The organism is Streptomyces verrucosisporus, assembly GCF_017114865.1.
GTDB classification, from domain to species: Bacteria; Actinomycetota; Actinomycetes; order Streptomycetales; family Streptomycetaceae; genus Streptomyces; species Streptomyces fenghuangensis.
On sequence record NZ_JADEYH010000001.1, the window covers coordinates 345184 to 357965 of the forward strand.

The 12782-nt window shown below is 73.2% G+C and carries 10 protein-coding genes; 9 read left to right on the forward strand and 1 reads right to left on the reverse strand.

Features of this window, described 5'->3' with window-relative positions; all coding sequences use genetic code 11:
- Entirely contained in the window at positions 1–531 is a 531-nt protein-coding gene (locus IQ279_RS01625) for a beta-class carbonic anhydrase (protein ID WP_206346427.1), read from the reverse strand.
- A 419-nt stretch (positions 532–950) separates the two neighbouring features.
- Here IQ279_RS01625 and rsmH point away from each other — a divergent pair, with 419 nt between their 5' ends.
- From rsmH to murG, 9 genes are all read left to right on the forward strand, one after another.
- Positions 951–1907, forward strand: coding sequence for a 16S rRNA (cytosine(1402)-N(4))-methyltransferase RsmH (gene rsmH / locus IQ279_RS01630; RefSeq protein WP_206346428.1), 957 nt, complete (start codon positions 951–953; stop codon positions 1905–1907).
- Between the two features lie 128 nt (positions 1908–2035).
- A complete protein-coding gene (gene ftsL, locus IQ279_RS27680; protein ID WP_241027387.1) occupies positions 2036–2347 on the forward strand; it encodes a cell division protein FtsL in 312 nt (103 codons plus the stop codon).
- Positions 2344–4272 carry a peptidoglycan D,D-transpeptidase FtsI family protein gene (locus IQ279_RS01635; RefSeq protein WP_307792007.1) on the forward strand — a complete coding sequence of 643 codons (1929 nt, stop codon included), beginning with the start codon at positions 2344–2346 and terminating at the stop codon, positions 4270–4272. The genes ftsL and IQ279_RS01635 overlap by 4 nt, the downstream gene beginning before the upstream one ends.
- Before the next feature lie 34 nt (positions 4273–4306).
- A complete protein-coding gene (locus IQ279_RS01640; RefSeq protein ID WP_206346658.1) occupies positions 4307–6016 on the forward strand; it encodes a UDP-N-acetylmuramoyl-L-alanyl-D-glutamate--2,6-diaminopimelate ligase in 1710 nt (569 codons plus the stop codon).
- 5 nt (positions 6017–6021) lie between these two features.
- Complete coding sequence (locus tag IQ279_RS01645) at positions 6022–7443, forward strand: UDP-N-acetylmuramoyl-tripeptide--D-alanyl-D-alanine ligase (protein WP_241027475.1); 1422 nt, start codon at positions 6022–6024, stop codon at positions 7441–7443.
- On the forward strand, positions 7443–8501 hold the full coding sequence (mraY, locus tag IQ279_RS01650; protein ID WP_206346659.1) for a phospho-N-acetylmuramoyl-pentapeptide-transferase: 1059 nt from the start codon (positions 7443–7445) through the stop codon (positions 8499–8501). Before IQ279_RS01645 ends, mraY begins: the two co-directional genes overlap by 1 nt.
- Positions 8498–9943, forward strand: a complete 1446-nt coding sequence (gene murD, locus IQ279_RS01655; protein ID WP_206346430.1) for a UDP-N-acetylmuramoyl-L-alanine--D-glutamate ligase — start codon at positions 8498–8500, stop codon at positions 9941–9943. Before mraY ends, murD begins: the two co-directional genes overlap by 4 nt.
- A gap of 328 nt (positions 9944–10271) precedes the next feature.
- Positions 10272–11666 carry a putative lipid II flippase FtsW gene (ftsW, locus tag IQ279_RS01660; protein WP_206346431.1) on the forward strand — a complete coding sequence of 465 codons (1395 nt, stop codon included), beginning with the start codon at positions 10272–10274 and terminating at the stop codon, positions 11664–11666.
- A 6-nt stretch (positions 11667–11672) separates the two neighbouring features.
- Positions 11673–12767, forward strand: a complete 1095-nt coding sequence (gene murG / locus IQ279_RS01665; RefSeq protein WP_206346432.1) for an undecaprenyldiphospho-muramoylpentapeptide beta-N-acetylglucosaminyltransferase — start codon at positions 11673–11675, stop codon at positions 12765–12767.
- Positions 12768–12782: the final 15 nt, after the last annotated feature.

The window sequence follows — 12782 nt, forward strand, 5'->3', positions numbered from 1 at the left end:
TCACGATTCCGGGCCGTCCGCCGGGTCGATCTCCCGGAGCAGACCCGTGGTGACGTCGAAGACGAAGCCCCGTACGTCGCCGGTGTGCAGCAGGAACGGAGAGGTACGTACCCGTTCCATCGACTGCCGCACGTCCTGGTCGGCGTCCTTGAAGGACTCCACGGCCCATGACGGCCGCTGGCCGACCTCCATCTCCAGCTCGTGCCGGAAGTCCTCGGTCAGGTTCAGCAGGCCGCAGCCGGTGTGGTGGATCAGCACGACGGAGCGCGTACCCAGGGCGCGCTGGCTGATGGTCAGCGAGCGGATGACGTCGTCGGTGACCACGCCGCCGGCGTTGCGGATGGTGTGGCAGTCGCCGAGCTCGAGACCGAGGGCGGCGTGGAGGTCCAGCCGGGCGTCCATACAGGCGACGACGGCGACCTTCAGCACCGGCCGGGCGTCCATCCCCGGGTCGGTGAACTCGGCTGCGTAACGCTGGTTGGCTGTGACGAGGCGGTCGATGACCGGCCACTCGGAGGGAGACGATGGCATGCCTATGACCGTAACCGCCCCGTCCTGCTCCGACCCGGAATGGGGCAGGGCAAAGCCGGTCAACGCGCATGGTGTGTGATGTAACCCACATCGGTGGTGTCCTGTCCCCCGTGCGGGTGGAACCGGACGCGGGGACCCGCGGCACGCCTGCGCGGGGAAGCGGCCGGGACGCGCCTGACCAGTTGGTTGACCGGGGGGACGAGTGGACTAAAGTGACGCGAAGCGGGAGCCGGGCAAGCGCCGGGCTCCCCCTGCCGAACCCCCAGATCCCATGTGCGCGGGCGCGCGTACGGCCGCGTACGGCCCGGCCTCCTCCCGCTCCCGGCCGGCCGGTGCCCCTTCCCCGGCGCCGGCCGCCGTTCTTCCCCTTCGCGAGCGGGCGGGGACCAGGCCGTACGGGCCCGCTCAAGGAGAGTCCAGTGAGCACCAACGAGCGGCACGTCCCGGTCATGCTCGGGCGCTGCCTGGACCTGCTCGCCCCCGCCCTGCGCGAGCCCGGCGCCACCGTCGTGGACTGCACCCTCGGGCTGGGCGGGCACAGCGAGGCGATGCTGTCGAGGTTCCCGGACGTCCGGCTGGTCGGCCTGGACCGGGATCCGGCCGCGCTGGAACTGGCCGGCGGGCGCCTGGCCCGCTTCGGCGACCGGGCCACCCTGGTGCACGCCGTCTACGACGAACTGCCCGAGGTGCTGGGGCGGCTCGGCGTGCCGCGCGTCCAGGGGGTCCTGTTCGACCTCGGCGTGTCCTCCATGCAGCTCGACGAGGCCGAGCGCGGTTTCGCGTACTCCAGGGACGCGCCGCTGGACATGCGGATGGACCAGAGCAGGGGCGTCAGCGCCGCCGAGGTCCTCAACACCTACCCGCCCGGCGAGCTGGTGCGCATCCTGCGTGCCTACGGCGAGGAGAAGCAGGCCAGGCGGATCGTCTCCGCGATCGTGCGCGAGCGCGAGAAGGAGCCGTTCGCCGGCAGCGCCCGGCTGGTCGAGCTGATCCGCGAGGCGCTGCCGCAGGCGGCCAAGCGGACCGGAGGTAATCCCGCCAAGCGCACCTTCCAGGCGCTGCGTATCGAGGTCAACGGCGAACTGGCCGTGCTGGAGCGGGCGTTGCCGGCGGCCGTCGCCGCGCTGGCGGTGGGCGGCCGGATCGCCGTCCTGTCCTACCACTCGCTGGAGGACCGCCTGGTCAAGCAGGTGCTCGCCGCGGGGGCCACCAGCACCGCGCCGCCGGGGCTGCCGGTGGTCCCCGAGCGCTACCAGCCCCGGCTGAGGCTGCTGACCCGGGGGGCGGAACTCCCCGCCGAGGAAGAGGTCGCCGAGAACCGCCGTGCCGCCCCCGCCAGGCTGCGCGGCGCCGAGCGCATCCGGGAGGAGCCCTGAAGGACACACCGAAGGCCGCGCCCGGGGCCACCGGGAAACCGGCCCACCCGACCCCCCAGCAGCGGCTGGCGCGGCTGACGCGACTGGTCCCCGCGGGCGCACCCTCCGCACCGGCCCGCGCCCCCTTCGTGCTGCTGGTGGTCCTGCTGCTCGGCTCCGGGCTGCTGGCCCTGCTGCTGCTCAACGCATCCGTCAACCAGGGGTCCTTCGAACTGAGGGAGCTGGAGAAACGGGCCGGGGAGCTGGCCGACGAGGAGCAGGCGCTCCAGGAGGAGCTGGACTCCTTCTCCGCTCCGGACGCGCTGGCCGAACGGGCCCGGGAGCTGGGCATGGTGCCCGGCGGGAACCCCGCCTTCATCCTTCCGGACGGCACCGTCCGGGGCATGCCCGATCCGGCTCCCGCCGTCCCCGGGGGACCCGAGGGGGAGGACGCCCCGTGAGCGAGCGCCCCCGGCACCCCCAGCGCCCCCGCCGCACCCAGCCCGCGTCCCGTTCAGCCGCGTCGCGCTCCGCCCGCGCGCCCCGGCCCAGGCCCAGGCCCGGCACCGTACGGCTGAGCAGCCCGCGCCCCCGGCTGAGGCTGTTCGGCGTACTGCTGACACTGGTGATGCTGGCCTTCACCGTGCGGCTGCTCCAGGTGCAGGCCGTGGACGCGAGCACCTACGCGGCCAAGGCCGACGTCAACCGCTACATCACCGTCCCGCTCGCCGCCGAGCGCGGCACCGTCACCGACCGCGACGGCGTCGCCCTGGCCACCACGGTCGACGCGTACGACATCACCGCCGACCCCTACCTGTTCACCCCCGAGCAGACGAAGGTCCCCGACGCACCGGCCCAGGCGGCCGAGCTGCTCGCCCCCGTTCTCGGCGTGGAGGAGAAGACGCTCACCGAGCGGCTCTCCCGGAAGGGGACCCGCTACGTCCTTCTGGCCCGGCAGCAGTCCCCGCAGGTCTGGCGGCAGATCATCGACCTCAAGCGCGTACTGGCCGGACGGCAGCGCGCGGGCGGGGGCCACCACGTGCTGGCCGGGGTGTACTCCGAGGAGCACGCCAAGCGGGTCTATCCGGGAGGGGAGCTCGCGGCCGCCGTGCTCGGCTTCGTCAATTCCGAGGGCAGGGGCCGCGGCGGCCTGGAGGCGAAGTTCGACAAGGTGCTGGCCGGGAAGGACGGCAAGATCACCTACGCCCAGTCCGGCGGCCGCCAGGTGCCCACCGGGGACGAGCACGAGCAGCCCGCGCGCCCGGGGTCGGACGTGGAGCTCACCCTCGACCGGGACATCCAGTGGGCCGCGCAGAGCGCCATCGAGGAGCAGGTCGAGAAGTCCGACGCGGACAGCGGCTACGTGATCGTCCAGGACGTCCGCAGCGGTGAGATCCTGGCCATGGCCAACGCTCCCGGCTACGATCCGGGCGACCTGTCCACGGCCAGTGCCTCGGCGCTGCGCAACGGCGCCGTGGAGGACGCCTACGAGCCCGGTTCCACCAGCAAGGTGATGTCCATGGCCGCGGTCCTGGAGGAAGGCGCGGCCACCCCGGGCACCCATGTCGTGGTGCCCAACCGGCTGCCGCGGGCGGACCGCAGCTTCGCTGACGACGTCGACCACCCCACCTGGTACCTCACCCTCAACGGGGTGCTCGCCAAGTCCAGCAACATCGGCACCATCCTGGCCGTCGAGCAGCTGGGCGACACCCAGGCGGAGGCCAATCGGGTGCTCCACTCCTACCTGCGCGAGTTCGGCATCGGGCGAAGGAGCGGTCTGGACCTCCCCGGCGAGACCGCCGGCATCCTCGCCGACCCCGAGGACTGGAACGCCTCGCAGCAGTACACCATCCCCTTCGGACAGGGTCTGTCGATCAACGCCGTCCAGGCGGCCTCGGTCTACTCCACCGTCGCCAACGGGGGCGTACGCGTCGAACCCTCCCTGGTGCGCGGTACCACCGGGCCCGACGGCGAGTGGAAGCCCGCGCCGAAGCCGCAGCGCAACCGTGTCGTCAGCGAGAGGACCGCCACGACGCTCGCCACCATGCTGGAGTCGGTGGTGGCGGACATGGAGGGCACCGGCACCACCGCGCGCATCCCCGGCTACCGGGTGGCGGGCAAGACCGGAACGGCCAACCGGGTGGACCCCGAGACGGGCCGCTACAACGGCTACACCTCCTCCTTCGCCGGGTTCGCCCCCGCCGACGCGCCCCGCGTCACCGTCTACTGCGCCGTGCAGAACCCCAAGAAGGGCAGCTACTTCGGCAGCCAGGTGTGCGGCCCGGTGTACCAGCAGGTCATGAAGTACACGCTCAAGGCCCTGCGGATCCCCCCGACCGGCGCCGAGCCCCCGCGTCTGCCCGTCACCTTCGACCCCCGGGACTGACCCGGGAACCGATCGGAAAGCGACCGTGAGAACCATCGACGACCTCCCCCGCAACAGCCCCGGTGCCACCGGCGGCGCGCCCGGCACACCCGGCCCCTCGCTTCGCGGCGGGCCCGGCACGGCGGGTACGCTCACCGCCGTGCCACACGCTGATCAGACCCCATCCCTGCCCGCCCCGCCCCGCCCGGAGCGGGTCCGTCCCGTGCCGCTGGCGGAGCTGGCCCGGCGGCTGGGGGTCGCGGCCCCCGAGGGCGACGCGGCCGTCACCGGCATCACCCACGACTCGCGCGCCGTACGCCCCGGCGACATCTACATCGCCCGTCCGGGCGCCCGCTTCCACGGCGCGGACTTCGCCGTCCAGGCGGCCCGCCTGGGCGCCGTCGCGGTGCTCACCGACCCCACGGGCACCGAGCGGGCCGCCGCCACCGGTCTGCCGGTGCTGACGGTGGCCGAGCCGCGCGAGGTGACGGGCGACCTGGCCGCCGCCATCTACGGCGATCCGGGCCGGGACCTGCTGCAGATCGGCATCACCGGCACCTCCGGCAAGACCACCACCGCCTACCTCATCGAGGGCGGGCTGCGCGCGGCGGCGAAGGAAGGCGAGCCGACCGGGCTGATCGGCACGGTCGAGTCCCGCATCGGCGACGAGCGGATCAAGTCCGAGCGCACCACCCCCGAGGCCACCGAGCTCCAGGCGCTGTTCGCCGTGATGCGCGAGCGCGGGGTGCGCTCAGTGGCCATGGAGGTCTCCAGCCACGCGCTGGTGCTGGGCCGGGTGGACGGCTGCGTCTTCGACATCGCCGTCTTCAACAACCTCAGCCCCGAGCACCTGGACTTCCACCCGGACATGGAGGACTACTTCCGGGCGAAGGCGCAGCTGTTCACCAAGGCCCGCTCCCGCGCCGGTGTGGTCAACATCGACGACGAGTACGGGCAGCGGCTGGCCGCCGGCGTCAGCGAGGTCCCCGTCACCACCTTCTCCGCCGAGGGCCACCCGGACGCCGACTGGCGCGCGGACGACGTGGAGATCGGCCCGCTCGGCTCCACCTTCACCGTCATCGGGCCGGACGGCGAGACGGTCCGCGCCAGTGCCCCCCTGCCCGGCCCGTTCAACGTCGCCAACGCGCTCGCGGCCATCACCGCCCTGGTCGCCGCCGGGGTCGACCTGAAGACCGCGGCCGAGGGCGTCGCGGCGGTACCCGGCGTGCCGGGCCGTCTGGAGCGCGTGGACGCCGGCCAGCCGTACCTGGCGGTCGTGGACTACGCGCACAAGCCCGACGCCGTCGACTCCGTACTGCGTGCCCTGCGCAAGGTCACCGAGGGCCGGGTGCACGCGGTGCTCGGCTGCGGCGGCGACCGCGACCCGCACAAACGCCCCGCCATGGGCGCGGCGCTGGCCCGGCTGGCCGACACCGCCGTCCTGACCTCAGACAACCCGCGCTCGGAGGATCCGCTGGCCATTCTCGCCGCCATGCTCGCGGGAGCGGCCGAGGTCCCCGTCCACGAGCGCGGCACCGTGCTGCTGGAGGAGGACCGGGCCGCCGCCATCGCGGCGGCCGTCGCCCGGGCCGAGCCCGGGGACACGGTGCTGGTGGCCGGCAAGGGCCACGAGGTGGGCCAGGACATCGCCGGGGTGGTCCGCCCCTTCGACGACCGCGAGGTGCTGCGCGAGGCCGTCGAGCAGGCGATGGCCGCCCGGCGGGACGTCGGGGGCGACGGGGACACCGGGGAGAGCGCGCCGTGATCCCGATGACTCCCGCAGAGATCGCCGGCATCGTCTCCGGCCGGGTCCACGACATACCGGACCCGGAGCCGACCGTCACCGGCCCCGTGGTCAAGGACTCCCGGGAGGTGCGCCCGGGCGCGCTCTTCGTCGCCTTCGGCGGGGCCCGGGTGGACGGCCACGACTTCGCCGCCCGCGCCGTCGCGGACGGCGCGGCGGCAGTGCTGGCCGCCCGGCCCGTCGGCGTGCCCGCGATCGTCGTGGACGACGTGGAGACCGCCCTGGGGGCCCTGGCCCGCCATGTGGTGCGGCATCTGGGCACCACCGTCGTCGCCCTCACCGGTTCCGCCGGCAAGACCAGCACCAAGGACCTGATCGCCCAGCTCCTGCGGCGGCTGGGCCCGACCGTCTTCACCCCCGGCTCGCTCAACAACGAGATCGGCCTGCCGCTGACCGCGCTGAGCGCCGAGGAGGGCACCCGCCACCTCGTGCTGGAGATGGGCGCCCGCGGCATCGGCCACATCCGCTACCTGACCGGACTGACCCCGCCGCGCATCGGCGTGGTCCTCAACGTCGGGTCCGCGCACATCGGCGAGTTCGGCGGCCGGGAGCAGATCGCCCGGGCCAAGGGCGAGCTGGTGGAGTCCCTCCCGGCGGCGGACGAGGGCGGCGTGGCCGTCCTCAACGCCGACGACCCCCTGGTGCGCGCCATGCGCGCCCGCACCGAGGCACGCGTCCTGCTCTTCGGAGAGGCCGAGGAAGCCGACATCCGTGCCGAGAATGTCCGTCTCACACCGAAGGGGCAGCCCGCCTTCACCCTCCACACCCCCACCGGGTGCAGCGATGTGACCATGCGCCTGTACGGTGAGCACCACGTGTCGAACGCGCTCGCCGCGGCCGCCGTAGCCCACGAGTTGGGCATGCCCGCCGACGGGATCGCCACCGCGCTCTCCGAGGCCGGCACGCTCTCCCGCTGGCGGATGGAGGTCACCGAGCGCTCGGACGGCGTGACCGTCGTCAACGACGCCTACAACGCGAACCCCGAATCCGTGCGGGCCGCGCTCCGCGCACTCGCAGCCATGGGCAAGGGACGTCGCACGTGGGCGGTGCTCGGCGAGATGGCCGAGCTCGGCGAGGAGTCGCTCGCCGAGCACGACGCGGTCGGACGGATGGCCGTCCGGCTCAACGTCAGCAAGCTCGTGGCGGTCGGCGGCCGGGAGGCCCGCTGGATCGACATGGGCGCCAAGAACGAGGGTTCGTGGGGTGAGGAGTCGGTGCACGTGTCCGACGCGCAGGCGGCAATCGACCTGTTGCGCGACGATCTGCGGCCGGGGGATGTCGTGCTGGTGAAGGCCTCCAGGTCGGCCGGCCTGGAGCAGCTGGCGCTCGCGCTGGTCGAGGGCAGGGGCCTTTCCGCCGATGGCAGGGGAGAGGTCGCCGGCCGATGATGAGGCAGATCCTCTTCTCCGGGGTCATCGGGCTCTTCCTGACCCTGATCGGCACTCCGCTGCTGATCAAACTGCTGGCCCGCAAGGGCTACGGGCAGTACATCCGCGACGACGGCCCGCGGGACCACCACAGCAAGCGCGGCACCCCCACCATGGGCGGCATCGCCTTCATCCTGGCGACGCTGATCGCCTACGCGCTCACCAAGGTCATCACCGGCGAGCAGCCGTCGTTCTCCGGTGTGCTGGTGCTCTTCCTGATGGCCGGCATGGGCCTGGTCGGCTTCCTCGACGACTACATCAAGATCGTCAAGCAGCGCAGCCTGGGCCTGCGGGCCAAGGCCAAGATGCTCGGCCAGCTCATCGTCGGCATCGCCTTCGCGGTCCTGTCGCTGAACTTCGCCGACGCACGCGGCCAGACCCCGGCGTCCACCAAGCTCTCCTTCATCCAGGACTTCGGCTGGTCGATCGGGCCGGTGCTCTTCGTGATCTGGGCGCTGTTCATGATCCTGGCGATGTCCAACGGCGTGAACCTCACCGACGGCCTCGACGGCCTGGCCACCGGCGCCTCGGTGATGGTCTTCGGCGCCTACACCTTCATCGGGGTGTGGCAGCACCAGGACTCCTGCGCCATTACCGGCAGCCCGAGCTGCTTCGAGGTGCGCGACCCGCTGGACCTGGCGGTCGTCGCCTCGGCCCTGATGGGCGCCTGCTTCGGCTTCCTGTGGTGGAACACCTCGCCCGCCAAGATCTTCATGGGCGACACCGGCTCGCTGGCCCTGGGCGGCGCGCTGGCCGGCCTGGCCATCGTCTCCCGCACCGAGCTGCTGCTCGCCCTGCTCGGCGGTCTGTTCGTCCTCATCACCATGTCCGTCGTCATCCAGGTCGGCTCGTTCCGGCTGACGGGCAAGCGGGTCTTCAGAATGGCGCCGCTCCAGCACCACTTCGAACTCAAGGGCTGGAGCGAAGTGCTGGTCGTGGTCCGCTTCTGGATCATCCAGGGCATGTGCGTGATCGTAGGAATCGGTCTGTTCTACGCCGGCTGGGCGGCCGGGAAATGACGCGCGGCCCCGTCGGCGAGGAGTTCGCCGGGAAGCACGTCACCGTCGCCGGCCTCGGCGTCTCCGGGATCCCCGCCGCGCGCGTACTGCGGTCCCTGGGAGCGGAGGTGACGGTCGTCAACGACGGCGACGACGAACGCGCCCGGCTGCAGGCCGCCGAGCTGGAGGAGCTGGGAGCCGCGGTGCGCCTCGGCGACGGGGCCACCCTGCCCGAGGGCACCGAACTTGTCGTCACCACGCCCGGCTGGCGGCCGGACAAGCCGCTGTTCGCGGCGGCCGGGGCCGCGGGCGTACCGGTGTGGGGCGACGTGGAGCTGGCCTGGCGGCTGCGCGGCCCCGGCGCCGCGCCCTGGCTGGCCGTCACCGGCACCAACGGCAAGACCACCACGGTGCGGATGCTCGCCTCCATCCTGGAGGCCGCCGGACTGCGCACCGCGGCGGTCGGCAACATCGGCGTCTCGCTGCTGGACGCGGTCCTGGGCGGCGAACCGTACGACGTGCTCGCGGTGGAGCTGTCCAGCTACCAGCTCCACTGGTCCTCCTCGGTGCGCCCCCACTCGGCCGCGGTGCTCAACCTGGCGCCCGACCACCTCGACTGGCACGGCTCGATGGAGGCGTACGCCGCCGACAAGGGCCGCATCTACGAGGGCAACGAGGTCGCCTGCGTCTACAACACCGCCGACCCCCTCACCGAGGAACTGGTGCGCCGCGCCGACGTGGTGGAGGGCTGCCGGGCGATCGGCTTCACCCTCGGCGCCCCCGCTCCGTCCCAACTCGGCGTCGTGGACGGCGTACTGGTGGACCGGGCCTTCGTCCCCGACCGGCACAGGCAGGCCCGCGAGCTGGCCGGGGTCGCGGACGTCGACCCGCCCGCCCCGCACAACATCGCCAACGCCCTGGCCGCCGCGGCCCTGGCCCGCGCCTTCGGCGTGGGGCCGGCGGCGGTACGCGACGGCCTGCGGGCCTTCCGGCCCGACCCGCACCGAATCGAGCATGTCGCCGACGTGGGGGAGGTGGCCTACGTCGACGACTCCAAGGCCACCAACACCCACGCCGCCGAGGCGTCGCTGAACGCCTACGACCCGGTGGTGTGGATCGCCGGAGGGCTGGCTAAGGGAGCCGTCTTCGACGAACTGGCCGCCGGGGCCGCGAAGCGGCTGCGCGGGGCGGTGCTGATCGGCGCGGACCGGCACCTGATCCGTGAAGCGCTGGCGCGACACGCCCCGGATGTCCCGGTCGTCGATCTCGACCGGACCGACACTGGGGCGATGGCGGCGGCGGTCGGCGAGGCCGCCGGACTGGCCCGCCCGGGGGACACCGTCCTGCTGGCTCCGGCCTGCGCCTCGATGGACATGTTCACCAACTACCACGCGCGCGGGGAGGCCTTCGCCGCCGCGGTCCGCGACCTGGCCGCGGACCGCCCCGCGGCGCGGGAGCGATAACCCGCCGGTCCCCGCGCCGCGGACCGGCGGCCGGGGAGACAGGAGGGGACGGATGACGGCCGAGCGACCCGTACCGCCCGCGGTGGCGCGTCCGCACGCCGGAACCGGTCCCGCCCCGCGCCCTGACGGGCACCGGGCGGGGGTGCGGGCCCGGACGGCGGTTTTCGCGGCCGTGGCCGCCCTCTGTGCGGCGTTCCGGTCGGCCGGGGCAGGCGTGGCCGCGGCCGGTCTGGCGGGCCGCTTCCCGGCGGCTGCCACCGCCGCGCCGACCGGGCCCGTCCGGGCGGCGGCGGGTACGGCCGGGTGGAAGCCACCGGGGCACGGAACCATGCTGCGCGAGGCCCAGCGCTCCCGTCCCGGCCCCCGTACGGCGCGCCCGAGTGCTTCCCGCGCCCCCCGTCCCGCCGCCGCGCCCCGGGCGCCCCGCAGCGCCCCCGCGCGCCCCGCCCGCGGCCCGCGCCGCGCCGCCGAACGGGCGCGCGGGCTGTACCTGCGGGCGAAGCGCGCCTGGGACCGGCCGCTGACCGCCTACTACCTGATCCTCGGCGGCAGCCTGATGCTCCTCGGCCTCGGCCTGGTGATGGTCTTCTCTGCCTCGCAGATCGAGGCGCTGGGCTCCGGGCTGTCCTCCGCCTACTACTTCCGCAAACAACTGCTGGCCGCCGTTCTGGGCGGCGTCCTGCTGCTGGCGGCCGCCCGGATGCCGGTGGCCCTCCAGCGAGGGCTGGCGTACCCGCTGCTGGCGGCCTCCGTCTTCCTGCTCTGCCTGGTCCAGGTGCCGGGGATCGGGCAGGAGGTCAAGGGCAACCAGAACTGGATCCAGCTCGGCGGCCCCTTCCAGTTCCAGCCCAGCGAGTTCGCCAAACTCGCCCTGGTGCTGTGGGGGGCGGACCTGCTGGCGCGCAAGGGCGACAGGCGGCTGCTGAACCAGTGGAAGCACATGCTGGTGCCGCTCGTCCCCGTGGCCTTCCTGCTGCTCGGCCTGATCATGCTGGGCCGGGACATGGGCACCTCGCTGATCCTCGCCGCGATCCTCGTCGGTCTGCTCTGGCTGGCCGGTGCGCCGCTGCGGCTGTTCGCCGGGGTGCTCGCCGTCGCCGGGGTGCTGGGCACCCTCCTGATCGCGACCAGCGGCAACCGGATGGCCCGGTTCGCCTGCCTGGGCGCCACCGATCCCGGTCCGAACGACCAGTGCTGGCAGGCCGTCCACGGCATCTACGCCCTGGCGTCGGGCGGATGGTTCGGTTCGGGACTGGGCGACAGCATGGAGAAATGGGGACAACTGCCCGAACCGCACACCGACTTCATCTTCGCCGTGACCGGGGAGGAACTCGGCCTGGCGGGGACGCTGCCGGTGCTCGCCCTTTTCGCCGCTCTAGGCTATGCGGGTATCCGCGTGGCCGGACGCACGGAGGACCCCTTCGTCAGGTACGCCGCGGGAGGTGTGACCACCTGGATCACGGCCCAGGCCGTGGTCAACATCGGTGCGGTGCTCGGTCTGCTGCCGATCGCCGGCGTCCCGCTCCCGCTGTTCTCCTACGGAGGTTCCGCCCTGCTGCCGACGATGTTCGCCGTCGGGCTGCTGATCTCCGCCGCGAGATCGGAACCCGCCGCGAAGGCGGCACTGGCCATGCGGCAGCCTGCTGTGAGAAAGAAGCTGGCTGGGGTGAGAAGGAAGACGATGGGACGGAGTGCCGTACGGCGCCCGTCCGGAGAGCGGTGAAATTCGGTGCATGTCGTACTCGCCGGTGGGGGGACCGCCGGCCACATCGAGCCCGCGCTCGCCCTCGCGGACGCCCTGCGCAGGCAGGACCCGACCGTGGGGATCACGGCACTCGGCACGGAGCGCGGACTCGAGACCCGGCTCGTCCCGGAGAGGGGCTACGACCTGGAGCTGATCCCGGCCGTGCCCCTGCCGCGCAAACCCACTCCCGAGCTGATCACCGTGCCGGGGAGGCTGCGCGGCACCATCAAGGCCGCGGAGCAGGTCCTGGAGCGGACCAAGGCCGACTGCGTGGTCGGCTTCGGCGGCTACGTGGCGCTGCCCGGCTACCTCGCGGCCAAGCGGCTCAGGGTGCCGATCGTCATCCACGAGGCCAACGCCCGCCCGGGCCTGGCCAACAAGATCGGCTCCCGATACACCGACTACGTGGCCGTCTCCACCCCGGACAGCAAGCTGCGCAACGCCCGCTACGTCGGGATCCCGCTGCGCCGCTCCATCGCCACCCTGGACCGGGCGGCGATGCGCGCCGAGGGGCGGGCCGCCTTCGGGCTCGACCCCGGCCTGCCCACCCTGCTGGTCACCGGCGGCTCCCAGGGCGCCCGGCGGCTCAACGAGGTCGTCCAGGCCATCGCCCCGAACCTCCAGCGCTCCGGTGTCCAGATCCTGCACGCGGTCGGCCCGAAGAACGAGCTGCCGCAGGTGGACAACATGCCCGGGATGCCGCCCTACGTCCCGGTGCCGTACCTGGACCGCATGGACCTGGCGTACGCCGCGGCCGACATGATGCTCTGCCGTGCGGGCGCGATGACGGTCGCCGAGCTGTCCGCCGTCGGACTGCCGGCCGCCTACGTCCCGCTGCCGATCGGCAACGGCGAACAGCGGCTGAACGCCCAGCCGGTGGTCAAGGCGGGGGGCGGACTCCTCGTCGACGACGCCGAGCTGTCGCCGGAGTGGATCCAGTCCAACGTCCTGCCGGTGCTCACCGACCCGCACCGGCTGTACGACATGTCGCGGGCCGCCGCCGAGTTCGGGCGCCGGGACGCCGACGAACTGCTGGTCGGCATGGTGTACGAGGCGATCGCGGCACACCGCCGGGGCTGAGGCCGCAGGCGGGGC